Below are 23,905 nucleotides of genomic sequence, written 5' to 3'. Positions count from 1 at the left end.
TCCTCACTCCGCCGGCTGGGCCGCGACAGGCGCCAGATGGCGCTGTGGCGCGTCGTCGCCCGGTTGCAGCGCGGCTTGAGAATGGCCGCGGATCGTCATCAGGATGTTGTAGGAGCCGGTGATGGCACCGAGCAGGAACAGCAGCCCGCCGAAGGCGCGCGCGATGTAATAGGGATGCATCGCCACCATGGATTCAATGAAGGAATAGGTGAGCGTTCCGTTCTCGTTGTATGTCCGCCACATCAAGCCTTGCAGGATGCCGGAATTCCACATGGCAAAGACGTAGATGACCGTTCCCGAGATCGCCAACCAGAAATGCACCTCGACCAGCCTGGCCGAATACATCCGTTCACGCTTCCACAATGCCGGGACCAAAGTGTAGATCGAGCCGAAGGTGATCAACGCCACCCAACCCAGGGCGCCGGCATGGACGTGGCCTACGGTCCAGTCCGTGTAGTGGGAAAGCGCGTTGACCGGACGGATCGCCATGAACGACCCTTCAAAAGTGGTCAGGCCGTAGAAGACGGCCGCCGCCATCATGAAACGCAGCGTGGCGTCGTCGCGCACCTTGTGCCAGGCGCCGTTCAGGGTCGCGAGCGCATTCCCTGCCGAGGCCCACGATGGCACCAGGAGAACCAGAGAAAACGTCATCCCCAGGGTTTGGACCCATTGGGGCAGGGCGGTGTAATGCAGGTGGTGTGACCCCGCCCACATATACATGAAGGTGATGCCCCAGAAGCTGATGATCGACAGCCGGTAGGAATAGATCGGCCGGCCAGCCCGCTTGGGCAGGTAGTAATACATCATTCCCAGAAAACCGGAGGTGAGGAAGAACGCGACGGCGTTGTGGCCGTACCACCACTGCGTCATGGCGTCCTGGACGCCGGAGAATGCCGAATAGCTCTTGGCGTGGCCGAGCGACACCGGCATGGCGAGATTGTTGACGATATGGAGGATCGCCACGACCAGGATGAAGGCCATGTAGTACCAGTTGGCGACGTAGATATGCGGCTCCTTGCGGCGAGCCAGCGTGCGAATGTAGATCGCGAAATAAACCACCCAGACGATGACCAGCCAGATATCGGCGTACCATTCCGGTTCCGCGTATTCCTTCGACTGCGTGACGCCCATGAAATAGCCGGTCGCGGCCAGGACGCAGAACAAATTGTAGCCGAGCAGGACGAACCACGGGCTGAACTGGTCGGGCAGCCGGGCGCGCGAGGTCCGCTGCAGCACATGGAAAGACGTGGCGATCAGCGCATTGCCGCCGAAGCCGAAGATCACGCCGCTCGTATGAACCGGCCGCAAGCGGCCAAAACTTGCCCAGGCCGCGTCGAAGGTCAGATCGGGCCATGCCAGCAGGCTCGCGACCCAGACGCCGAAGAACATGCCGACCATCGCCCAGATCATGGTCAGGATGACGCCCACCTTGCTCGGGTCGTCATAGTAGTGGTCCAGACGTTCAGCAGAGGGTTCGGGGGCATTGAGCGCCGAAAGCATGACGAAGATCATCGCAACGCTTGCTGCAAGCACGATAAAGCCATGCACGCCGATCGGATCGCCGCGACCAGCTGCCGCCATGGCCAGTCCGACCATAGCCATCAGGATCAGCACGACGATTGAAAGTTGGCGTTCGCCAGATGTCAGTTGAGCAAGCATGTGCGTCCACCGTCAGATGCCCGTCAGGGCGAAATCGTCCCTCGGGTTTCGCACGGCTGTGCGGCGGTTGATTTGATCTGGCGCAAAGACGAAGCTGATTGCACCCAAACAGATTGTCGTTTTCGAACATCCGCCTGGCGGGAGTTCGCCAGGCAAGGTCCGGCTCAGCCGCCCTCGGCTGTCGCAATGTCGGTTGCCGATGAATTGGGAACCGGAAGGCGAAAGAACATCGCCAGCTTCAGGCTTTTCGCAATGCGTTCGGCACGATCGACAAAGACCGCAGCCGTTTCCGGGGCAAAGAGCGCCGCAGCCGTCTCGCCAAATATGGCTAGCCAGATGTCGAAATCGGCCTCGGTCACATCCTTGAGTTTCAGATGCGCGGGCACCGGACGTCCATGATAGTCGCCGGTCTTGAGAATGACGGAACACCAGAAGTCGGTCATTTTCTCAAGGTGCGGCTCCCAGTCGCCGGTGATTTCACGCGCGAAGATCGGCCCGAGCCGTTCGTTTTTCCGTAGTCTGGAGTAGAACTCGCGGACCAGCACGCCAATGCTCGCCCGGTCAACGCCCGGATCGGCCAACGGCCGCTCGGCGGGCGGTCGCGCCTGATCGATGGCAGATGAGTTCATGTTGATCCTTTCGGCGCTTATGCTCTCTTCCGATCCTCGCCTCGAAACGCGGCATCCACGCGTCAAGCGAACCCAAGACGCTGCAGGGCGGCTCGCACGACGTTGAGACGTTCGCGGACAAGGCGGAAACCCAGATTGTCTGGCGGCGTGCCGACCGCGCAGCCGCCACTTTTCCCGTCCCGGATGAAGTTGGACATGTATGTGCGGTGGAAGCCCTCCACGACATGCACCCCGCAATTGTCGATCGAACTAACAATGCCGGTGCCGTCGGCGGCTATCGTTGCGTGGATGTAGCAGGTCGATGTCCATTCCCAGACATTGCCCGCGACGTCCGCCAACCCTTTTGAATTGATGCCAAACGCCCCTTGAACCCTTGGCTCGGGATCGGATTTCCGTCCAAGCGAAGCCTCGGTGCGATACTGGGCGAGCCAGCGCAGCGCCGGATTGTTGGGGTCGCCGGCGCCGCCTTCGATGTCGCCGCGGAACCGTTCGCTGGCGGCGTAGGCCCATTCCGCATCTGTCGGCAGCCGCCATGTCGCACCGGTCTGGCTCGAGAGCCAGGCCGCATAGGCTTCGGCGTCCATATGGCTTACGCCGGTGACCGGAAAATTACCGCTATCCAGGGTGTCAGCCGCCTTGCAATTGCCGGCCGTCACGCACCGTCCGTATTCGGCTGCACTCACCTGGTATTTCATGATTTTCAGCGGAACACTGACCGTTGCCAGGATCCGCGGCGCCGCGACCGGTTGGCCGTCCCCGAGGAATTCACCTGGCTGAGGATGGTCGAACGATCCGGGCGCGAGGGTCACAAATTCGGGGCCTGCCACCAGCGAACCGGCCAACCGATCAAACGCACTGGTCGCACTCACGACGATCAGCGCGGCAATCGCGATACTTCCGAGAGCTACGATGGGGTTGAAAGACATGGCATTTCGTCCGGGCGCGCACGCGACCTTGCGCAGAGTGCGCGAGGTCGCGTCGATCTTCAGGATCGGATACTCGTCACTACGACGTGATGGCCCTTGGGGCTTCGACCTGCTTCATCAGGTCGTCATCCCAGGTTCCGTCGACCGTAAAATGTGCGGTCGCGCCGAGTTCCACGGCCTCGATCAGATTATGGTTCACGTAGGCGTAGATGCCCGGCTGCAGGAACGTATAGAGGGCCGAGCCGGCGGAGCCGCCGCGAATGAACCAGGTTTCCAGGTCCTTTGCCGGAGGGTTGGCGAACTTGCCCTGTTCCCAGACATAGTCGCCGTGGCCACCGATCAGATGCGGCCGCGTATCGCGATTGGCTTGCGAATGGACGATCAGTACAGTCTCGCCGACCTTCGCCTTCATCGCGTTCTCGCGGGTCAGCGATCCTGCCTTGCCATTGAACACGACGTGGGTCGGAATCAACCCGCGCATGACCTTCATGGTGTCATCGAAATTGTCGCCGGCCGTGTCGTATTTCTTGAATTTCCCCTGCTCGTCGCGAGGGATGTAAAAGTCGTTTTCGCCGATATAGTAGATGTGGTCGTAACGGACGGGTTTGCCCTTGTCGTCCCTGAGGCCGTCACGCGGCAGCACCATCACCGCACCGCTCATGCCCGATACGACGTGCCACGGGATCATCGGTCCGCCGGGCGCGCAGTGGTAGACGAACGTCCCCGTTCGCGTTGCCTTGAAGCGCAGTGTTACCTGCTCGCCGGGGTTGATCAGTGTCAGTTCGCCGCCGCCGAGCGCACCGGTGGCAGCGTGGAAGTCGATGTTGTGCGCTAGCGTATTGGTGTCGGGATTGATGAGCGTCAGCTCAAGATAGTCGCCCTCGTGGACAACCATCAGCGGGCCGGGGATAGAGCCGTTGTAAGTCATCGCATTGAGCTGCGTCCCGTCCGCGTCGATGACAACGGGCTTTTCCTCGACAGTCATCGTGAACTCGACGACTTTCGGGCCGCCTTGGGCTACCTGGTCGTGAGCGTGGACGAACGGTGGCGCGACCAGGCTTACTTTTTCGCGCGGCAGTCCGGCCACTTCCTTCGCGTTGGCCACAGCCGGCATTGCGCCGACCGTTGCCACCGCGGTGGCGGCAAGGACAGATCCCAACAGAGCCTCACGTCGCGTAAGCATTTCAATCTCCTTGTGCGTCAACCACTTGATGACCCAAGAATAGCCTGCTTGTGGGGATCGTCTTTGCGCTGGCGCAAACAGTATTTATTTCCGGGCGACTTTCGAGTTCGTGTTCCGGAGCGCTCCAAATGAAATAGGCCGGACTGGACCTCCCCCGTGGTCCGTCCGGCCGTTTCCCTCCGGCGATCGCTAACCGGAGGGTATCTATGATGAAGGTGTCAGTTGGAGGCGGCCTTGGTCGCCTAGCCGAACAGCCCGGCGAACACCGTTTTGGCCTTGCCGGTCTGTTTGACGGCTTCCGCCGCGTCGAGGTTCACGGGCTTGCCGACGACAATCAGTGCCACCATGCCCATGCCGTAATGCGGGGCGCACTTCACGCCATAGACGCCTTCCTGGGTCATGGTCACGGTTATCCCTTCGTTTGGCTTTCCCTTGAAAGCTTCAGCGCCGTCCGGCAGCATCCCCTTGACGGTTTCGGCATTGTGGGACTTGTCGGTGGGCACGAACTTGATGGTGTCTCCGGGTGCCGCTTTTACGTAGGCGGGCTGGAAGACCATCGAACCCTTCTCGCCCTTGTTGAGCATCTGCACGACGTGTTCTTCAGCGTTTGCTGCGCCGGCCAGAGTAAATAACGCGATGGCCGCGGCGATCAGGGGCAGTTTCATGGAATAGTCCTTTCCTAGGTTCAGCACGGCATCAACCGTTGCGGCTTTCTACTCCACGGGATGGCGTTGCGATTTGCGCTGGCGCAAACCGGCGTACGAAATATCTGGATATGACGTCGCGATCTGGCGCTCCTCTGAGGAGCTCTGGCTTGCCTGCCTCGCGCAGCGAGCGCTCTTTCTCATTCTGTTCGGCAACGAACGGAAAAAAATGCGCTAAGTGTCTGAATCGGAATGACCGCCGTGTTTTCAGGCCCTTGCGAGCCGTCGGGTAAGCATGCGGATGTTTGCGATGAGGACCCAGGCCTGTGCGGATTCGATGGACCGCTCGAAGTCCTTTGCCAGCCTACGGCACCTACCCAGCCATGCGAAGGTCCGCTCAACGACCCATCGGCGTGGCAGAATCTCGAAGCCCTTGGCGCTGTCCGATCGCTTGATGATCTCCATCGTGAACTTGCCGATCTTTTGCAGGGCGCCCCGCAGTTTCGGCCCTGCATAGCCACCATCGGCGAAGACATGGCGCAGCCACGGCCAGCGCTTGAGGATGGATTTCAGGACGGCCGGGGCGCCGTCGCGGTCCTGAATGTCGGCGGCGTGAACGACGACGCCGACCAGCAGGCCCAGCGTGTCGACGACGATGTGCCGCTTGCGGCCCATGATCTTCTTGCCGGCGTCGAAGCCACGAACGCCGCCGCTTTCGGTGGTTTTCACGCTCTGACTGTCGATGACGCCGGCGGACGGGCTTGCCTCCCGGCCTTCGCGTTCGCGCGCCGCCATGACGAGTTCATTGTTGATGGCGCGCAGCAATCCTTCGTCCCGCCAGCGCCAGAAGTACTTCTGCACCGTCGAGAACGGTGGGAAGTCCTTCGGCAGAAGCCGCCATGCTCCGCCCGACGACGCCATGTAAAGCAGCGCGTTCACAACCTCGCGCAGGTCCGTCTTGCGGGGCCGGCCGATCCGGTTCGGCGCCGGCATCAGCGGCTCGATCAGCGCCCACTCCGCGTTCGTCAGGTCGCTTGCGTAGCGCGGGCAGCGCCGTTCATAGTGAGGGCGAGTGGTTTCGGTCCAGGGCATCATGATCTCCGTCGAATCTCAGCAATCCGACAGAATCACAACCCGCTGAAATCACTCACTTCTTTTTGGAGCAGACACTAAGTGACAGCCGTTCAGTTACGTTGGCTGAGCTTGGCGGCATCCTTTCAGTTCAGCGGTAACAAATTTCATGCCAGCGCGGGACATTACCGGTATCAAAGGACGCTTCCTGCAGGCGGTGCTGTCTCGCCGTTTCGAAGGGCGCAAGGGCTATCTGCTGGCCATCTTGATGGTGGCGGTCGCTGTCCTGCTCCGATTTCTGCTGCAGGGAGTTCTCGAAGACCGGGCGACATTTACCCTCTTCACCCCAGCTATCCTCGTCGCGTCGATCGCTGGCGGCATCTGGCCTGGGTTGTTGTCCGTAGCGCTTTCCTTGGGTGGAGCGTTCTGGCTGGACAATCTTCAGTCAGATCGTGCCCAAAATCCGGTTGAACTCATTGTCTTCGCCCTTGTCGGCCTGGCGATCGCCTGGATGGGCGAAATGCTGCACCGCGCCAGCAAGGTAATTGATCGGGCCGAAAGCGCGCTCGACACGAGGGAGGCCCATCTTCGCTCCATTCTTGATACGGTGATCGACGCGACCGTCGTCATCGAAAAGGATGGCACGATCGTTTCGTTCAATGCTGCCGCGGTGCGGCAGTTCGGCTACGCCGAAGCAGAGGTCGTCGGAGAGAATGTGCGCCTGCTGATGCCGGAGCCTTATCGCCACGAGCATGATGGCTATATGCACAGGTACCTGACCACCGGGGAGAAACGGATTATCGGAATCGATCGCGTTGTTGCCGGACGACGCAAGGATGGTTCGACGTTTCCGATGAAATTGGCGGTCGGCGAGATGAAGTCGGGCGGCAAGACCTTTTTTACCGGCTTCATCCGAGACCTTACGGAGCGTGAGGAGTCTGCGGCACGTCTGCATGAGATCCAGGGCGAACTGGCGAGGTTAGCCCGCCTCAACGAGCTTGGCGAAATGGCCTCGACACTCGCTCACGAGTTGAACCAGCCGCTGTCCGCGATTGCGAACTATGTTCAAGGCTGCGCCCGCCTGCTGCGCGACATGGATGACGCCGTGGCGGCAAAGATGAGGGCTGCATTGGAAGAAACCGCAAGGCAGTCGCTGCGTGCGGGACAGATCATCCGTCATCTTCGCGAATTCGTCACCAAAGGCGCCACCGAGAAAGCGCCGGAGAACATTCGCAGCCTGGTGGAGGAGGCAGGGGCCCTGGCGCTGGTGGGATCGCGAGAGCGCGGCGTGCGGACAGTGTTCGAGTTCGCGCCGGGACCGGCAACCGTGATGGTCGACCGCATACAGATCCAGCAGGTGCTGACCAATTTGATGCGAAATGCCATGGAAGCCATGCGCGACAGCGCGCGCCGCGAGCTGGTTGTGCGCACGCATGCCGCGGAGGGCGGCGAAATCGCTGTCGTGGTCGAAGATACCGGTCCAGGTATTTCCGAGGAGATTTCCGCCCAGCTTTTCAAGCCCTTCGTGACGACAAAGCCCGGAGGCATGGGGGTTGGACTGTCTATCTCCAAGCGGATCGTCGAGGCTCACGGTGGAATGCTGACGGTGAGCCAGAACGCCGCCGGTGGCGCAACATTCAGGTTCACGCTCCCCACATTCAAGGAAGAGGACGCGCATGGAGACGGGTGACTACATCGTTCACATCGTCGATGACGAGGAACCGGTCAGGAAGTCGTTGGCTTTTCTGCTCACGATGTCCGGATTCGCGGTCAAGATGCACGACAGCGCAACCGACTTTCTGGCTGCGGCATCGGGCATAAGAAACGGCGTTCTGGTGACCGACCTGCGCATGCCTGACATGACCGGGGTGGAGCTTTTGCGAAATCTCGTGAAAGCAAATGCGTCGCTGCCGGCCGTTGTCATCACCGGTCACGCCGATGTCCCCATGGCGGTTGAGGCGATGAAGGCCGGCGCCACGGATTTCATCGAAAAGCCGTTCGAGGACGTTGTCCTTATTGAAGCGATCGAGCGTGCGGCCGAACAACTTGTCGACAAACCGTCAGAACTCGACGATGTCGCTTCGATCGAGACAAGGCTCGGGCGATTGAGCGACCGCGAACGCCAGGTTCTCTCTGGTGTGGTGGCTGGATTGCCGAACAAGTCGATCGCCTATGATCTCAACATCAGTCCACGCACCGTCGAGGTGCACCGCGCCAGCGTGATGGCCAAGATGCAGGCAAAAAGCCTGCCGCAGCTTGTCCGGATGGCATTGGCCGCCGGTTTCGGTCCAGCCTGATTCCCCCTCGGCCCGATTTCACAAGGATTGATCTGGCGCAAGGCGTGAAGCGCCAGATTGCCGCTTGTTGTGAAATGACTGGCGGGATGACCTCGCTGGCAAATCCGGAAGCCGTGATCCTTGCCCGCCGCCAAAACCATCCTAGTCGTGGCACCCGACCCCGGGCTCAGGCGCTCGCTCGAGTTCGCGCTCGAGGTCGAAGGCTTCCCGGTCGAATCGCATGCGTTGCTTTCGACAGTCGAGGCTTCGCCCGCGGCAAATGCCGCTGCCTGCGTCATCGTCGATGAAAGCGCAATCCGGCTCAGTCCTGCCGGACGCCAGCCGCTCGCCCGTTTCGCCGGGCGGGTGATTCTGCTTGTGGAAGGTATTGATCCATCCGCTGGCACCGAAGGGTTCGCGGTCGTCACCAAACCGGTCGAGGGGAATGACCTGATAGACATGGTGCAGGCGTTTTCAGCCCGCCATCTCCTCGCGGACTAGTGTTTGAGCATGATCTTTTCCGAAAACCGGATTCCACTTTTCGGGATCATGCTCTAAGTAAAACCCCTTAGGACATAACCGAATTTCGCAGGCCGGCATTCTGCGCGATTGCTGTTTCACCGAAATCTGGGAAACAGCCATGAACGCGATCGTCAACATTCGGACGCCCTTCGAGATCCTGAACGGCGTGGCCCAGCAGCCAGACGTGTCGAAAGATGGCCGGCCGGTGCCGCTCTCGTTCTTCCATGCAGGCTCGGAGATCTACGCGCAAGGCGAAAAGGTCGCTTCCCACTACCAGATCGAGTTCGGCGCGGTCCGCATTTACCGGCTCCTCGCCGACGGACGCAGGCAGATTACGGCGTTCCATCTGGCCGGAGAGACATTTGGATTTGAAGCCGATCTTGCCCACCATTTCTTTGCCGAGGCCATCGTTACGACAGGGCTGCGGACATTCCGGCCGGTGGCTGGCCTGGACAGATCGCGCGAACTGCTGCCGCTTGCTCTTCGCTGCATGGTGAGGGCCCAGGAACATTTGCTGGTGGTCGGCCGGCAGACAGCGATCGAACGCATCGCCGCCTTCCTGATCGACATGGCTGATCGCCAGGGAGAACTCGCTCAGATCGAGCTGCCGATGTCCCGCCAGGATATCGGCGACTACCTCGGCCTCACCATCGAGACTGTATCGCGAGTGCTATCGAGATTGCGCGACAAGGGTGTGCTCAAGTTTCACGGACTTCGTACCCTGGAAATCCGCAAGCCTGAAACGCTCCGCTCCCTGTGCGAGTAATAGCGCGGCCGTAGGCGCGGGCCTCCATTCGCATCAAGGAAGACTCTTCTTTCAGAGGCGCGGTAGCAGCAAGGCGCAGGTACCCGCGGTCGCGGCGATCAGGGTTGTGCCGGCCAGAGGCAACCAGAACCTGGCCGGACCGGCAAATACTGCGAGTGACAGGCGGCCGATCGCGTTTGCTGCCAGCGCCGCGAGCACCGCCTGACCCACGGTCTCGACGGGCACCGCATGCTTGACCAGGCGCAGCGCGCCAAGCACCGAGACATCGACATCGAATGCGCCGGCGAGCATCGAACTGGCCAGCAAGCCGCGGCCGCCGAATTGCGCAGCCAGCCCAGCACTCGCGGTGGCCACGACGGCAAACAGCAGGGCGAAGAGCAGCAGCGGGCCCAGCTCGAACGGATTGCGCGCGATCGCGCCGGCTTCGCGATCCCCGCTATCCCGAGCTAGCAGCAACGCTCCGAAAGCGGCGAAGGAGAGCGCCGCGGCAATTGCCGGAATGCCGATCGAAGCGAAGACGCTTGGCTCGATGATCAGAACCACCGCGCAAACGCGTACCACCGAAACCATCGCAGCCAGTGATGCCGCGCCTGCGAGTGGCAGTGGATTGCTTGCCGAGGCGGCGTTGCGAGCCAGTGCAACGGTTACGGCGGTGGAGGAGACGATTGCACCAGCAAGCGAACTGACGAGCAAACCGCGCGCGTTTCCCAGGACACGAACGGCGATATAGCCGGCGAAGGATATGGAGGCCATCAGCACCGTTAGGAACCAGACCTCCCACGGATTGAAACCGCCCCATGGATCCATCGTCCGGTTTGGCAGCAGGGGCAGTACGATCGCGGTCATCACTGCCAGGATCAACGCCGAACGAAGCTCAATCCAGGTCAGTCGCTTCAGGAGGCCGTGCAGGATCTCGCGACTGGCAAGGACCGCCGCGAGTGCTGCCCCTCCGGCAGCCGCGGCCTGGTAATCACCGGCGACCGAGAGCGCACCGAGCGCGAACACGCCAAGGCCCGCTATCACGCTCGTAACGCTGAAATCCTCGTCATGGACCGCTTCGCGCGCCTTGTACCACGCGAAGATTGCCGCAAAGGCGACAAATCCACCGACCAGCACGGATACTGCGCTGAGCGCGTTGGCCAGTGCCGCGAGAACGCCGCCGAGCAGGCCGGATATACCGAATGTCCGAATGCCGGCCGTTCGGCTGCGATCAGGTGCATCCCGCTCTTGCCAGCCACGCTCCAAACCGACGAGCAGGCCTATTGCGAGGGCCAGTCCGAGCCGGGCGATGAGTGGGTCCATTGGCGCGGCGACTTTCAGTCGGCGACCGTCGGCAGGCGGACGCGAACCCACCTGGCGATCAGGCCTGCCGTCATTGCGCCTGATGTGCGCGCGACTTCGCGCCGGCCGAAGAGGATCATGGCAGGGATGCTGCGAATGCCAAGCCAGACATCGACGACAACGGGCAGGCTGCTGCGCGCGGTCTGATGATCGAACGTCGCGACATCGACGTCGCTCCACATTTCGCCTCCATGGCATTGCGAGCCGGCGGCAGGCGGTTGACTCCACCGCATTTGTTGCAAACCACCAGATTCTGCTGCGCCATGATGCTGTCCACCCCGCTCATCGACATCATCATTCATGCGCATCCGAGATGTCCATCACCAAGTGCGCGCAACGCGTTGAGGATAGCCGCTGCGTCGCTGCGGGCACCTCCAGTTTGCCAAACCCGTCGTTTGCCAACATTCCCCGCGATGCATAGAGCGGTCGAAAGCGGCCTACTCACTTGCTTCCCGGCCGGACACCTGCTCGACGAGGATCCGGAAGAATAGGTGCGGCGTGCTATCTGACACCGGAGGCGTCACCGGCTTGAGGGCGCCGGGCTCCCACCAGTCGGCATGCTTGCTCAGCAACGTCCAGGCATGGTCGCGCTCGAGCTTGTGGCCTATCCGGTCAGGCAGTTCCTCATAGCGGCCATCGACAACCACGCTTTTCCAGCCCCGTCCTTCGCCGCGTTCGTCGACCTGGACAGACACACGTGGGTTGGCGCGCATCCAGTCGATCTTCTTGCCCGGCATGGAAAACGCGTAGAGATGACTGTCGGCGTACGCATAGTGCACCGGAACCACATACGGCTGTCCGTCCTTGGCGCATGCCAGGCGGGCCACTCGATTGGCCGTTAGTATTTTGGTGCATTCCAGGACGGAGAGTGTGCGGATCAGCATCGTGCAATCTTCTCTGTTCTGCGTCGATTCTTTGCCGTTTTAAGGCTTAGGGAACGCTGTTCAGGTAGGGGCGCTATCCCGGTCGAGCGTCGTCAGCCAGGCCGCAGCGTGCCATCCAATGTTGCGAGCACCGAACCGGGTTCGATGACGGCGTTGACTGCCGCGACAATCGTTGCGCGCCCGTTTGCTGGCGCGATGATCTCGTGCAGTGCGTCTTCAATTCGAACTTCGGCTATCCGCTCGCCAACCTTGATCGTGGCACCGCTGGAGATGAACCATCGTTCTACAATGCCCTCCGGCAACATGCTGGATGCCCATAGTGCTTCATCGACCTTGATGTTCTGCATCGTGGCTCTCCTTTGAAGTGGGAATCATAGTCCACTCACCAAGGCAATCTTTGATCACGATCAAGGAGTCGCTTCGCGTTCGCTGGCGGCGACGTGTATGCCTGTCAGGGTGTAGATGTCGAACGGGATTCGGAGCCGAGCTCCCCGCCCTTGACGAACCGGCATCAGGCTCGATCCGAAAACCGAGCTTGCATCTCGCGGTCGGCGAGATCAGGCATTCGGATGGGTGTCAACCTCAATCAGAAATGCTCTCCAGCCTTGAACGGGCCGATTCGGGTTCCCGCAGCGATCAGGTAGGCGGTCGACCAGCCAATGAGCAGGAATCCGTTCACGCCCTCCAGTGCCGCCAGCACGCGCCATGCGTGATCGGGTACGACGTCGCCATAGCCGACCGTTGAAAAGGTAATCGTCGAAAAGTACAGGGCGGTCTCGAAGTCGCCGAAGATATCAAGCAGCCGGTACACCCCGGCCCAGAGCCATATCTCGGTGGTCATGACGGCGAAGAGGCCCATCACCACGCTGATCATTGCGACCGTGCGGCTGTGACGCCCGTGCATGCGAAACCGTGCCACAAGGTATCCCATCGCATGGGTAACGGCGATCAGGCCAAACGTGTGGATGAGGACCGTCAGGCTGATGACGATGGTGCCGATGAGCAGGTTGAGGATCATGCGCGCACCCTAGCGACTCAGGAGAGCCCTGGTCCTTGTGCGAGATCAATCCTGGTGCCGGCGACCTACCGTGGCGGGCTTGAAGGACCTGCTCGATCGGCACTTTTCCCTGGCCAACGAGGATCCGGACGAGATCGTCCGCGCCGGTGGTGTGGCGCGGACGTTTAGAACAAATACGCGCATGATCCCGGAGTATCCATTCCACTCACCGAGGGGCTCGTCAGGCAAAGGTGGCCGAGAGGCGCGGCCACCGGATTGACCTAGGCATATGCGGCTTCGGTCTTCCTCAAGCTGGTCTCTATCGGCGCGGTGAGGTCCAGAACCACGCGGCCGTCGATCTTGCCCGCCTTGAGCCGCGCGAGGACCGCGTTGATGTCGCTCAACGGCGCCTTGGTGATCTCGGCCCGCACCTTGCCCTCGGCCGCGAAGGCAATGGCCTCGTCAAGATCGCGTCGTGTACCGACGATAGATCCGCGCAAGGTAATGCGCTTCAGCACGACATCGAAGATCGGAGTCGGGAATTCTCCCGCCGGAAGACCGACAAGGGCGACCGTACCCTTGCGGCGCACCATGTGTATCGCCTGGGAGAAGGCCGGTGGCGAGACGGCCGTCACCAGAATGCCGTGGGCGCCGCCGCCGGTCGCCTTGAGGACGTCGGCCACTGCGTCCGGTGAGCGGGCATTGATGGCCACGTCCGCTCCGATCGTACGCGCCAAAGCGAGCTTCTCCGGTGTGACGTCGAGCGCCACGACGTTGAAGCCCATCGCCTTGGCATACTGGATCGCCAAACATATTCGGCGAAGCCGCCATCGCAGCTATAGCCGGTATCGTGCTGATGCTCACACAGCGTCTCCCAACCGGTCTCGCAGTATTCGCAGCTCAGGCAGGCGTCGTGCAGCCAGGCTACGCCGACCGGATCGCCCTCCTTGAAACCGGTCACGCCCGGCCCGAGTGCGGCAACGACGCCCGCCACTTCATGGCCAGGGATGAAGGGTGGTACAGGCTTCACTGGCCAGTCGCCGGAGGCGGCATGCAGGTCCGTATGGCAAACACCGCAGGCGATGACCTTGACGAGCAACTCACCTGGCCCCGGCAGGGGCACTGGCACATCCTCGATCGTAAGCGGCTTGCCGAATGCCCGTACGACGGCAGCCTTCATCGTCTTGACCATGATCCAACTCCTTTGTCGATGAACGCAGACTAAGCATTGGGTCAATAGGTGCTTTGACCGAGATCAATGAGCGTATCGGGGCAGGCGTAAAGCTCAGGTCTCCCATGGCTTTGGATGTTCCCGGTCCTACCGGAGGTTGGTTCGATCACGGCCGAGGTTAGGCTTCTTCAGCGCACCCTGCCTCGTGGCTGCTTCAAATCTGGTTACATCGGTTCTTGTCGAACAGAGACCGCGTAAACAAGTTTTTCCCACACGAGCGGACACGGGACTTCTCGTCTTGGCTATTGTCACGCCTGCGTGGTATCGATAACATATCTATTCTGATTCCGATGGGTGTTTCATAAGCGATGCCGGACGCCAGATTTGATGTTTGCCATGAGCAGACCGACACGGACAGCCGGTAAAGGGGCGTGATGGCGAAGGCAGCCTCATCGAGACCGGGCGAGAGCCACGCGCCGACGATGGTCGACGTGGCGCTGCGGGCGGGTGTGTCGACCATGACAGTCTCGCGAGCCTTGAAGGAAGGCAGCCGGGTGTCGAAGGCCACTCGGGAAAGGATCATGGTCGCGGTCAACGACCTCGGCTACGTGCTCGACCAGTCGGCAGGCAGCCTGTCCTCGCGCAAGACTGGATTTGTTGCTGCGATGGTTCCATCGCTCAACAATTCCAACTTCGCCGACACGGCGCGCGGTATTACGGATGAACTGGAGAGCACGGGGCTCCAGCTTCTGCTCGGCTACACCGACTACACGGTCGAGAAGGAGGAAAAGCTGATCGAAGCGATGCTCCGTCGACGGCCTGAAGGCATCATTCTGACCGGCGGCGCCCATACGGAGCGCGCCCGCCGGCTTCTTGAAAACGCGGGCATCCCGGTAGTCGAGACCTGGGAGTTGCCGGCGAAACCCATCGACCAGGTGGTCGGATTCTCCAACGAAGAGGCGATGGGGCTTCTCGTCAAGACGCTGGCCAGGAAAGGCTACCGAAAATTCGGATACATCGGTGGCACGACCTCGCGCGACACGCGTGGCAGCCAGCGGCGCGAAGGCTTCGTCCGAGCCATCGAGGAACTCGGCCTGCCGACCGGCCGGCTCGTCTCCTTCGGCGTGCCGCCGATCTCCATCGAACAAGGTGGCCAGGCGGTTATCAGCATGCTGGAACGTTGGCCGGACACCGAGGCCGTGCTCTGCGTTTCCGATCTCTCGGCCTTTGGCGCGCTGATGGAATGCAAGCGTCGTGGACTGCGGGTCCCGCAGGACATCGCCATTGCCGGCTTTGGCGACTATGAGGTTGCCGCCTTCTGCCACCCCGGCATCACCACCGTGAACGTGGACTGCTTTGGCATCGGGCGACAGGCTGCCCGCAGGCTTATCCAGATCATCCGCGGCGGCGAGAAGAAGCACGAACAGGAAATCATCTTGACCGGTTATCGCGTCGTCGAGCGCGAAAGCACCTGAGCTCCTGCAGAAAATTTCAAGTGAAGGGCAGGTCCTATTGTGATGTTTCGAGAGACCATCAGCCTCACGCATGACGGCGCGTTGAAAGCCGTGGCTGCCGGAGCCGCACGCGCCGTCACGATGGGTGTGCCGCAATGTCTTGTGGTCGTCGATGCAAGCGGCGAGACCCTCGCCAGCCTGCGCATGGACGGCGCACGGTTCCTGAGCCTGCGCACGGCGCAGGCAAAGGCGCGCACGGCGGCGTCGATCAACGCAGCCACCGGCGGCATGGCGTTCGAAGCGGCACTCTCCGCCGGGATAGCCTCACAGGGCGCCGTGACCAATTTGCCTGGCGGCCTGCCGATCCGCTTCGGTGGCCGCCTGGCGGGCGGCATCGGTGTCGGTTCGGGAACCGGTGAGCAGGATTTCGACGTGGCACGCGCCGCTTTGACGGCGATCGGCGCCGACGTGGTCTAAGCATGTGCCCCCGACGCAACCGCCTCGTCGAGGGGATAGATGCCAGTCAGCAGCGGTTTGACATCCACCCGGCGCTGGTTGATCAGATCGACGGCGAGCGCGAACTCCTCGTGGAAACGGAAAGTACCGCGCATCTCGATCTCCTTGGCGACGATGAGGTTCTGCGGGATCGACAGATCGCCGCCGAGACCGAGCTGCATGAGCACGCCGCGCGGCTTCAGCACATCGAGCCCCGCACGCACGGCGCGCTCGTTGCCGGAGGCCTCGAACATCACATCGAAACTGCCCTTGTCGACATTGTAGGCGGCGAGCTTTTCGCCATTGGTCGCGACATTGATCGTACGGTCGGCGCCGATCTCCTCAGCCTTTGTCAGCACGCCGTCCATGACATCGGTGGCGACGATTTCGCGCGCGCCGTGGGCTCGCGCGGCCAGGATGCAAAGCGCGCCGATCGGCCCGCAGCCGGTGACCAGAACGCGTTTTCCGAGCAGCGAGCCGGCGCGGTTCATCGCATGCAGCGTAACCGCGAGGGGCTCCGCAAAAGCGGCCTCGTTGATGGAAACATGGTCGGCGATTTTGTGACATTGCCACGCCTCTGCGATCAGGCGCTGGCGGAACGCCCCTTGTATATGCGGCATCGGCATGGCGCTGCCGTAGAAGCGCATGTTGAGACACTGGTTCTGCATGCCTTGCAGGCAATAGCGGCAGGCATTGCAGGGCCGGCTGGGCGAGATCGCGACGCGGTCGCCGATGGCGAGAGCGGAAACGCCGCCACCCATGGCTTTGACTGTACCGGCAACCTCGTGGCCAAGGATCATCGGTTCGCGAAGGCGGATCGCGCCGAAGCCGCCATGGTTATAGTAATGCAGGTCCGAACCGCAGATGCCGCCGGCTTCGACGGCGATCTCGACCTGCCCGTCGCCAAGAACACCCGGATCTGTCTCTTCGATCCGAAGGTCCTTGGCCGCGTGAATGACGATCGACTTCATGAAGGTGATCCTTTCTCAGGCGACCGGTGTCAGCAAGGCCTGCCCGCCGAAATGGGCGGCGAGATTGTCGCGAACCAACTGACCCATGGCCTTGCGGGTTTCCACGGTGCCGCTGCCATGATGCGGCTGCAGCACTACGTTGGAAAGCTTCGCGAAGCGCTCGTCAATCCTCGGCTCGTTCCAGAACACGTCGAGCCCGGCGCCCTTGATCGCACCGGATTCCAGTGCAGCGAGCAGCGCGGTCTCGTCGACGGTACTGCCACGCGAGATGTTGATCAGGATGCCGTCCGGCCCGAGCGCTGCCAGAACCTCTGTGTTGACGATGTTCTTCGTCCCTTCGCCGCCGGCCAGCGTCACGATCAGGAACTCGCTCCCACGTGCCAGATCGACCAGATCGCCCACGAAGTCGTAAGGCAGGTCGTCGTGTTTGCGGGTGCCGAAATAGGCGATCTCGCAGTCGAAGGCAGCCGCACGCCGGGCCACCGCCTTGCCGATGCGGCCCATGCCGACAATGCCGAGCCTTTTTCCGTAGACGCGCGTGACCAATGGCATGTTGGCCTTGCGCCAGTTTCCGGCGCGCACATAGGCGTCGGCCTGCGGAATCTCGCGCGCCACGGCGAGCAGCAGGCCGATGCCGATATCGGCCACATCCTCGGTCAGCACGTCCGGCGTGTTGGTGACGCGGATACCATTCGCTCTCGCGTAGGCAAGGTCGATGGCGTCGGTGCCCATGCCGTAGCAGGAAACGATTTCGAGCTTCGGCAGCTTCGCCATCAGGGCGGCGCTGGCGCCTAGCTCGCCGCGTGTCGCGATGGCCCGGATGGCCCCGGAATGACGGGCGACTAGCGCGTCCTTGTCCTCGGCCTGCCACAGCTTGTGGACGCGATACTTGCCCTCGAGGTCCGCCATGTCCCAATCTGGATAGGGGCCGGTCATCAATATGTCGGTCACTGCGTCGTCTCCTCAGGGAGTTCATTTTCCCTATTGACTATGTTATCGATAACATTCATGTCAATAGGTGCTGGCGATGGCGCGATGGAAATCGCATCCTCTTCAGGGACATCCTCGGGAGAAGCACGTGGACAGTTCGTTATTCGATTTGACTGGAATGCGGGCGCTGGTCACCGGTTCAGGGCAGGGGATCGGCCTGGCATTGGCGGAGGGGCTGGCGCAGCACGGTGCTGAAATCGTGCTCAACGGCCGCAGCGCCGAAAAAATCACGGCGGCGGTCGATGCGCTGGTGGCCAAGGGACACAAGGCTCACCGTGCCGTCTTCGACGTCACCGATCATGCTGCGGTCGCCAGGGGTGTGGCCGAGGTCGAGGCCACGGTTGGCGTCATTGATATCCTGATAAACAATGCCGGGATGCAGTTCCGCACTCCGCTCGAGGATTTTCCCGCCGACAAATGGGACGAGCTGTTGCGCACCAACATCTCCAGCGTGTTCTTCGTCGGACAAGCGGTGGCGCGGCACATGATCCCGCGGCGGCGCGGCAAGATCATCAACATCGCTTCGGTGCAGAGCGAACTCGCCCGTCCCAACATCGCCCCCTACACGGCCACCAAAGGCGCGGTGCGCAATCTGACGCGCGGCATGTGCGCCGACTGGGCCAAGCACGGCCTGCAGGTCAACGCCATTGCGCCGGGCTATTTCAAGACGCCGCTCAACCAGGCGCTGGTCGACAATCCCGAATTCTCGGCCTGGCTGACCAACCGCACGCCGGCCGGGCGCTGGGGCGATGTCGGCGAACTGATCGGCGCGGCGGTCTTCCTGGCCGGACCGGCCTCATCCTTTGTCAACGGACACACGCTTTATGTCGATGGCGGCATCACAACCTGCCTTTGAGTCCCGGCTCATCGTCGTGATGGGCGTCAGCGGCTGCGGCAAGACCAGAATCGGTATCGAGATCGCCGCGCGGCTTGGCCTTGCCTTCGTCGAAGGCGACACGCTGCACCCGCGCGCCAATGTCGAGAAAATGTCGGCCGGCATCCCGCTCACCGACGATGATCGCTGGCCGTGGCTGGATCTGGTGGGTGCAGCCTTGCGCCAGGCAGATGAGGAGGGCCGTGGGCTTGTCGTAAGCTGCTCTGCACTGAAGGAATCCTATCGTGATCGGCTTCGCCATGCGGTGGGCGGGTCGGTGGTTTTCATATTCCTGGAGGGATCGCGCGCGCTGCTGCAAGCCAGGCTCGCCGAGCGCAGCGGCCATTTCTTTCCGCCGGCGCTGCTCGACAGCCAATTCGCTGCGCTGGAAAATCCGGATGGTGAGAGCCTGGTGGTCACCGTGGATATCAACGCTCCGGTCGACAGCATTGTCGGCGCGGCTTTGAAGGGGCTGGGCGCCCTCAGTGTCGCGCCTGCTGCCGGGACAAAGAAAGAGGCATGCTGACATGACAGAAGCAGCAAAAATCGCCGTTGTCGGCGCCGGCATCATGGGATCGGCGATCGCCACCCGCCTGATCGAGGCAAAGCTGGCGGTCACCGTGTTCGATCTGGACAAGGCCAAGGTCGCCGCCCTAACCGCGAAGGGCGCTGTCGCCGCCGCGTCGATTGCCGAGGCGACGCGCGCCAGCGACTTCGTCATCCTCAGCCTCAATCATGCCGACATCGTGCGTGCCGTCGTGTTTGGCGATAGCGGTGTGGCGGCGGCGGCGTCGCCCGAAAAACTGCTGATCGACATGTCGTCGATCGACCCGGCCGATACCGCGCAGATGGCGAAGAAACTGGCGGCCGAGACCGGCATGAAATGGCTCGACTGCCCGCTTTCGGGCGGCGTTCCCGGTGCGCTGGCCGGCCGGCTGACCGTCATGGCGGGCGGCGAGGTGGCTGACTTCGAACACGCGCGTACGGTGATGCGGCATCTCTGCGCCAACTACACGCTGATGGGGCCGAGCGGGGCAGGGCAGACCACCAAGCTGATCAACCAGCTTTTCTGCGCAGTACTGTTCCAGGCTGTTGCCGAAGCCGTGAAGCTCGCCGAAGCCGGCGGCGTCGATCCGAAGGCAATCCCGGCGGCACTCAAGGGCGGACGTGCCGATTCCAGCATCATGCAGGAGTTCATGGCGAAGTTTGCCGCTCGCGATTTTTCACCGACTGGCCGCATCGACAACATGCTGAAGGATCTGGATTCGCTGCAGTCCTTTGCCCTGAAGACAAAGACGCCGATGCCGATGACCGGACAGGTCGTGGAGGTTCACCGCCTGCTTTGCGCGGCTGGTCTGGGGCCTAGGGATTCGGCTGAGATGATGCGCCTGCTCGACGGTAAGATCGGCTGATCGGCGGGTTCTGATTTTGTTGCTTGACGCCCAGAAATGTTATCGATAACATAATTTTGGCGATCTTGGGAGGAACGCTCTTGTCTGAGGAAAAACTGATCGAGTTCAAGTCGATTACGAAGGAGTTCGGCGGCACCCGCGCGCTCTCCGACGTGACCCTCGATCTGCACAAGGGCGAGATCCTGGCACTGCTCGGCGAGAATGGCGCCGGCAAGTCGACGCTGATCAAGACGCTTGCCGGCATCTACCGGCCGGACGGCGGCAGCATCCTGTTTCGCGGCGAGCCCTATCACCATCGCCCGCCGCAGCCGAACCAGCGCCAGCCCGTCGCTTTCATTCACCAGGATCTCGGCCTGATCGAATGGATGACGGTTGGCGAGAATGTCGGCCTCGCCCAGGGGTTTTCGCTGCGCTCGGGTCTCATCGACTGGCGATCGACCGAGGCGAGGGCGCATGAGGCGCTGAAGCTGGTCGGCTGTGATTTTGACCCGACGACGCGTGTCCAGGATCTGACGCGCACCGAAAAATCGCTGGTCGCCATCGCCCGCGCTCTGGCCACCGAGGCCGATGTGCTGGTGCTCGACGAGCCGACCGCCAGCCTTCCTGCCGATGAGGTCGAGCGCCTGTTCGACGCCATCCGCCCGCTCAAGCAGCGCGGCGTCGGCATGATCTATGTCTCGCATCGGCTCGACGAGATATTCCGCATCGCCGACCGCGTCGCCGTGCTGCGCGACGGCAAGCTGGTCGGCCAGAAGAAGGTCGCCCATACCAAGCCGGACGAGCTGGTTGAGATGATCGTCGGCCGTCCTGTCAGCCAGGTCTTCACCAAAGCCGAGACTCGGGCCGGCGAGACGGTTTGCGCTGTCCGTGACCTGGTCTGCGCCGGCGCCGGGCCGGTGTCGTTCGACGTGCGCAAGGGCGAACTGCTCGGGCTGGTCGGCCTGCGCGGCGCCGGACAGGAACTGGTCGGCCGGGCGCTGTTCGGCTGTCAGACATTTTCAGGCTTGGTGACGATCAATGGCGTTACGCCTGACCTGTCGAGCCCGATCGCGGCGATGTCGTCCGGTGTAGGGCTGATCGCCCGCGACCGGACCGAAGAGTCGATCGCGGCCTCCTTGTCGATCCGGGAGAACAGCTTCCTCAATCCCGGCGCCGGCAAGCGCGGCCTGTTCTCCTTCCTGGCGCCACACAAGGAGGCTGCCCTTGCGCAAGTGATCGGCGGCTCGGTCGGGCTGCGCCCCAACGATCCGAACCTGCCGATCGAGGCGTTGTCCGGCGGCAATCAGCAAAAAGTGGTTGTCGGGCGCTGGCTCCATACCGGCCGCACATTGCTGATCGCCGAAGATCCGACCGCCGGCGTCGATGTCGGCGCCAAGGCTGAGATCTACCGGCTGATCGGCCGCGCCCTCGAAGCCGGTCTCGCCGTCGTCGTCGTGTCGACCGATTTCGAGGAGATCGCCCATATCTGTCATCGCGCCTTGGTGTTCTCGCGAGGCCGCATCGTTCGCGAACTCACTGGCAACGACCTGACTACATCCGCCGTGATCACCGCGGCATCGGCTTCCGAAGCCGCCTGACTTTTCCGGAGCAAAGCCATGCAATCGATCGAATCCAGCGCACTCGAACCGACCCGCGGCGAAATGGCGGGCTTGCCGCTAGGGCAGAAGATCATCCGGCTGCTGCCGGTCTACGGCCTGGTGATTCTCACCGTATTGCTGATCCTGTTGTTTTCGATCCTGCTGCCGAACACGTTTCCGACCCTGCTCAACCTGCGCTCGATCATCTCCGACAAGGCGATCATCGCGCTGTTGTCGCTGGCGGCGATGATCCCGATGGCGTCGGGTCGCATCGACCTCACCGTCGGTTACGGCATCGTGCTGTGGCACATCCTGGCCATCAGCCTGCAGACCATGTTCGGCATTCCGTGGCCGCTGGCGGTGATGATCGTGCTGCTTCTAGGCGCGGCAACCGGCTTCCTCAACGGCCTGCTGGTCGAAGTCGCCCGCATCGACTCTTTCATCGCCACTCTCGGCACCGGCACCGTGCTCTATGCGCTGGCGCTTTGGCACACTGGTGGCCGGCAGGTGGTCGGCGTGCTGCCTAACGGCTTCTACGCGCTGAACGGCACGATGGTGTTCGGGCTGCCGATCACCGGCCTCTACGTGCTGGCGATCGCCGTCGCCCTGTGGATCATCCTCGAATATCTGCCGATCGGCCGCTACGTCTATGCCATCGGCGCCAACCCGAAGGCCGCGGCGCTGAACGGCATTCCGGTGCGCCGCTTCGTTATCGGCGCCTTCGTCTCCTCGGGTTTCCTGACGGCGCTCACAGGTGTGCTGCTGGCCTCCAAGCTGCGCATCGGCCAAGCCAGTGTCGGGCTGGAATATCTTCTGCCGGCTCTCGTCGGCGCCTTTCTCGGCTCGACCACGATCAAGCCCGGACGGGTCAATGTCTGGGGCACGATGACAGGCGTCATCATCCTGGCGGTCGGCATTTCCGGCATTCAGCAGTTCGGCGGCTCGTTCTTCGTCGAGCCTCTGTTCAACGGCGTGACGCTGCTCGTTGCCATCGGCATTGCCGGCTACGCCCAGCGCAAGCGCGGCGCGGCCCACAGGGCCAAGACCAAGACGGTTACGCAATCCTCGAAGTGACCGGCCGAAACACCCCGGGGATCATGACATGAGCGACTACGAAATTCTTGACGACCGGTTTCGAAAGCTGACGATCGGGCATGCCAAGCTCGAACGGCTGTGGACCGGCAGCCGTTGGGCGGAAGGACCGGTGTACGTCCCGGCCGCAAGGCATTTGCTGTGGTCGGACATCCCCAACGATCGGCTGCTGCGCTACGACGAAGGCGACGGTTCCGTCAGCGTCTTCGAGACCCATTGCAACAACCAGAATGGCCACACGCTCGACCGCGAAGGCCGCGTCGTTGCCTGCGAGCATGGCGGGCGCCGTGTCTCCCGGCTCGAGTATGACGGGCGCTGGCAGGCGCTTGTCGAAACCGTTGCGGGCAAGCGGTTCAATTCACCCAATGATGTGGTGGTCAAATCCGACGGCACGATCTGGTTCACCGACCCGGTCTACGGCATCGAAAGCCACTACGAGGGCAAGATCGCCAGAGCGGAGATCGGCGGCTCCCATGTCTACCGGTTCGACGAGGTTTCGGGCGCGGTGAGCGCCGTCATCACCGATATGGTGCAGCCGAACGGCCTGGCTTTCTCGCCCGACGAGGCGATCCTCTATGTCTCGGACAGCGGCGCCAGCCATGTGCCCGGCCTGCCGCGCGCGATCAGGGCCTATGACCTTGCCGCCGACGGCCGGTCGGCGCGTGCACGCGGCATCTTTGCCGAATGCGGGGCAGGCCTGTTCGATGGCTTCCGCGTCGATCGCGACGGCAACATCTGGGCCTCCAGCGCCGACTCGGTGCGCGTCCACGCTCCGGACGGAACCCTGATCGGCCGGATCTTGGTTCCCGAGCTCGTTTCCAATGTCTGTTTCGGCGGTCCCAAGCGCAACCGCCTCTACATCACCGCGCAGACATCCCTCTACGCCATCTACGTCAACGCACATCCGGCCGGCGTTGGTCCTGTGGCGGGCGATATCAGCCAATGACGTGACGCCAACGAAGGCCGAGTTC

Annotated in this window: 25 protein-coding genes and 1 pseudogene; 12 read left to right on the top strand and 14 right to left on the bottom strand. The window is 62.2% G+C overall.

From position 1 onward, the window contains the following. Window positions 1-3 precede the first annotated feature (3 nt). The 6 genes from ccoN to ACFSOZ_RS01430 form a co-directional block, all read right to left on the bottom strand. Window positions 4-1,659: a cytochrome-c oxidase, cbb3-type subunit I gene (gene ccoN / locus ACFSOZ_RS01455; RefSeq protein WP_379092672.1), complete on the bottom strand. Its 1,656-nt coding sequence runs from the start codon at window positions 1,657-1,659 to the stop codon at window positions 4-6. Window positions 1,660-1,823: 164 nt separating this feature from the next. Then, complete coding sequence (locus ACFSOZ_RS01450) at window positions 1,824-2,288, bottom strand: group III truncated hemoglobin (RefSeq protein ID WP_379092669.1); 465 nt, start codon at window positions 2,286-2,288, stop codon at window positions 1,824-1,826. Window positions 2,289-2,350: 62 nt separating this feature from the next. Further along, window positions 2,351-3,214, bottom strand: coding sequence for an SUMF1/EgtB/PvdO family nonheme iron enzyme (locus ACFSOZ_RS01445; protein WP_379092666.1), 864 nt, complete (start codon window positions 3,212-3,214; stop codon window positions 2,351-2,353). Between the two features lie 79 nt (window positions 3,215-3,293). Next, complete coding sequence (nirK, locus tag ACFSOZ_RS01440; RefSeq protein WP_379092663.1) at window positions 3,294-4,397, bottom strand: copper-containing nitrite reductase; 1,104 nt, start codon at window positions 4,395-4,397, stop codon at window positions 3,294-3,296. A gap of 242 nt (window positions 4,398-4,639) precedes the next feature. Further along, window positions 4,640-5,062, bottom strand: a complete 423-nt coding sequence (locus tag ACFSOZ_RS01435; RefSeq protein ID WP_379092661.1) for a pseudoazurin — start codon at window positions 5,060-5,062, stop codon at window positions 4,640-4,642. A gap of 246 nt (window positions 5,063-5,308) precedes the next feature. After that, window positions 5,309-6,133 carry an IS5 family transposase gene (locus tag ACFSOZ_RS01430; RefSeq protein ID WP_379092658.1) on the bottom strand — a complete coding sequence of 275 codons (825 nt, stop codon included), beginning with the start codon at window positions 6,131-6,133 and terminating at the stop codon, window positions 5,309-5,311. A gap of 148 nt (window positions 6,134-6,281) precedes the next feature. On the opposite strand from ACFSOZ_RS01430, the gene ACFSOZ_RS01425 reads away from it, so the two are divergent. The 4 genes from ACFSOZ_RS01425 to ACFSOZ_RS01410 all read left to right on the top strand — a co-directional run bounded on the left by ACFSOZ_RS01425 (window position 6,282) and on the right by ACFSOZ_RS01410 (window position 9,676). Further along, window positions 6,282-7,802, top strand: coding sequence for a PAS domain S-box protein (locus ACFSOZ_RS01425; RefSeq protein ID WP_379092655.1), 1,521 nt, complete (start codon window positions 6,282-6,284; stop codon window positions 7,800-7,802). Continuing rightward, window positions 7,789-8,409: a response regulator FixJ gene (gene fixJ / locus ACFSOZ_RS01420; RefSeq protein ID WP_379092652.1), complete on the top strand. Its 621-nt coding sequence runs from the start codon at window positions 7,789-7,791 to the stop codon at window positions 8,407-8,409. The genes ACFSOZ_RS01425 and fixJ overlap by 14 nt, the downstream gene beginning before the upstream one ends. Before the next feature lie 120 nt (window positions 8,410-8,529). Continuing rightward, a complete protein-coding gene (locus ACFSOZ_RS01415) occupies window positions 8,530-8,889 on the top strand; it encodes a response regulator transcription factor (protein ID WP_379092649.1) in 360 nt (119 codons plus the stop codon). A gap of 139 nt (window positions 8,890-9,028) precedes the next feature. Continuing rightward, entirely contained in the window at window positions 9,029-9,676 is a 648-nt protein-coding gene (locus ACFSOZ_RS01410; protein ID WP_379092646.1) for a helix-turn-helix domain-containing protein, read from the top strand. A gap of 51 nt (window positions 9,677-9,727) precedes the next feature. On the opposite strand, the gene ACFSOZ_RS01405 is transcribed toward ACFSOZ_RS01410, so the two are convergent. The 6 genes and pseudogenes from ACFSOZ_RS01405 to ACFSOZ_RS01380 form a co-directional block, all read right to left on the bottom strand. Next, window positions 9,728-10,978 carry an MgtC/SapB family protein gene (locus ACFSOZ_RS01405; protein WP_379092642.1) on the bottom strand — a complete coding sequence of 417 codons (1,251 nt, stop codon included), beginning with the start codon at window positions 10,976-10,978 and terminating at the stop codon, window positions 9,728-9,730. Between the two features lie 14 nt (window positions 10,979-10,992). Further along, window positions 10,993-11,325 (bottom strand): YbbN family protein, encoded by a 333-nt coding sequence (locus tag ACFSOZ_RS01400; RefSeq protein ID WP_379092639.1) that lies wholly within the window; start codon window positions 11,323-11,325, stop codon window positions 10,993-10,995. Between the two features lie 129 nt (window positions 11,326-11,454). Then, the gene (locus ACFSOZ_RS01395; RefSeq protein ID WP_379092636.1) at window positions 11,455-11,901 is read right to left on the bottom strand and encodes a pyridoxamine 5'-phosphate oxidase family protein; all 447 of its coding nucleotides are present in this window, start codon (window positions 11,899-11,901) and stop codon (window positions 11,455-11,457) included. A 92-nt stretch (window positions 11,902-11,993) separates the two neighbouring features. Next, window positions 11,994-12,248: a biotin/lipoyl-containing protein gene (locus ACFSOZ_RS01390; RefSeq protein ID WP_379092634.1), complete on the bottom strand. Its 255-nt coding sequence runs from the start codon at window positions 12,246-12,248 to the stop codon at window positions 11,994-11,996. Between the two features lie 239 nt (window positions 12,249-12,487). After that, window positions 12,488-12,919, bottom strand: a complete 432-nt coding sequence (locus ACFSOZ_RS01385; protein ID WP_379092631.1) for a potassium channel family protein — start codon at window positions 12,917-12,919, stop codon at window positions 12,488-12,490. A gap of 260 nt (window positions 12,920-13,179) precedes the next feature. Further along, window positions 13,180-14,090, bottom strand: a pseudogene (locus ACFSOZ_RS01380) (zinc-dependent alcohol dehydrogenase). 413 nt (window positions 14,091-14,503) lie between these two features. On the opposite strand from ACFSOZ_RS01380, the gene ACFSOZ_RS01375 reads away from it, so the two are divergent. Both ACFSOZ_RS01375 and ACFSOZ_RS01370 read left to right on the top strand, forming a co-directional pair. Further along, window positions 14,504-15,544, top strand: coding sequence for a LacI family DNA-binding transcriptional regulator (locus ACFSOZ_RS01375; RefSeq protein WP_379092628.1), 1,041 nt, complete (start codon window positions 14,504-14,506; stop codon window positions 15,542-15,544). 36 nt (window positions 15,545-15,580) lie between these two features. Further along, window positions 15,581-16,000, top strand: coding sequence for a GlcG/HbpS family heme-binding protein (locus ACFSOZ_RS01370; RefSeq protein ID WP_379093811.1), 420 nt, complete (start codon window positions 15,581-15,583; stop codon window positions 15,998-16,000). On the opposite strand, the gene ACFSOZ_RS01365 is transcribed toward ACFSOZ_RS01370, so the two are convergent. Both ACFSOZ_RS01365 and ACFSOZ_RS01360 read right to left on the bottom strand, forming a co-directional pair. Continuing rightward, window positions 15,997-16,989, bottom strand: coding sequence for an L-idonate 5-dehydrogenase (locus ACFSOZ_RS01365; protein WP_379092625.1), 993 nt, complete (start codon window positions 16,987-16,989; stop codon window positions 15,997-15,999). The genes ACFSOZ_RS01370 and ACFSOZ_RS01365 overlap by 4 nt on opposite strands. A 15-nt stretch (window positions 16,990-17,004) precedes the next feature. After that, entirely contained in the window at window positions 17,005-17,925 is a 921-nt protein-coding gene (locus ACFSOZ_RS01360; protein ID WP_379093808.1) for a 2-hydroxyacid dehydrogenase, read from the bottom strand. 172 nt (window positions 17,926-18,097) lie between these two features. On the opposite strand from ACFSOZ_RS01360, the gene ACFSOZ_RS01355 reads away from it, so the two are divergent. From ACFSOZ_RS01355 to ACFSOZ_RS01330, 6 genes are all read left to right on the top strand, one after another. Beyond that, on the top strand, window positions 18,098-18,835 hold the full coding sequence (locus tag ACFSOZ_RS01355) for an SDR family oxidoreductase (protein WP_379093805.1): 738 nt from the start codon (window positions 18,098-18,100) through the stop codon (window positions 18,833-18,835). Continuing rightward, window positions 18,804-19,379: a gluconokinase gene (locus tag ACFSOZ_RS01350; RefSeq protein ID WP_379092622.1), complete on the top strand. Its 576-nt coding sequence runs from the start codon at window positions 18,804-18,806 to the stop codon at window positions 19,377-19,379. The genes ACFSOZ_RS01355 and ACFSOZ_RS01350 overlap by 32 nt, the downstream gene beginning before the upstream one ends. 1 nt (window position 19,380) lies before the next feature. Continuing rightward, on the top strand, window positions 19,381-20,265 hold the full coding sequence (locus tag ACFSOZ_RS01345; protein WP_379092619.1) for an NAD(P)-dependent oxidoreductase: 885 nt from the start codon (window positions 19,381-19,383) through the stop codon (window positions 20,263-20,265). An 80-nt stretch (window positions 20,266-20,345) separates the two neighbouring features. Next, window positions 20,346-21,842 (top strand): sugar ABC transporter ATP-binding protein, encoded by a 1,497-nt coding sequence (locus ACFSOZ_RS01340; RefSeq protein WP_379092616.1) that lies wholly within the window; start codon window positions 20,346-20,348, stop codon window positions 21,840-21,842. 18 nt (window positions 21,843-21,860) lie between these two features. Next, the gene (locus ACFSOZ_RS01335; RefSeq protein WP_379092613.1) at window positions 21,861-22,916 is read left to right on the top strand and encodes an ABC transporter permease; all 1,056 of its coding nucleotides are present in this window, start codon (window positions 21,861-21,863) and stop codon (window positions 22,914-22,916) included. A 28-nt stretch (window positions 22,917-22,944) separates the two neighbouring features. Next, on the top strand, window positions 22,945-23,880 hold the full coding sequence (locus ACFSOZ_RS01330; protein WP_379092610.1) for an SMP-30/gluconolactonase/LRE family protein: 936 nt from the start codon (window positions 22,945-22,947) through the stop codon (window positions 23,878-23,880). Window positions 23,881-23,905 lie beyond the last annotated feature (25 nt).

The organism is Mesorhizobium newzealandense (assembly GCF_042682145.1).
Classification (GTDB): Bacteria; Pseudomonadota; Alphaproteobacteria; order Rhizobiales; family Rhizobiaceae; genus Mesorhizobium; species Mesorhizobium newzealandense.
Note: the sequence above shows the minus strand (reverse complement) of the source record. Positions and strands in the feature narration are given on the sequence as shown.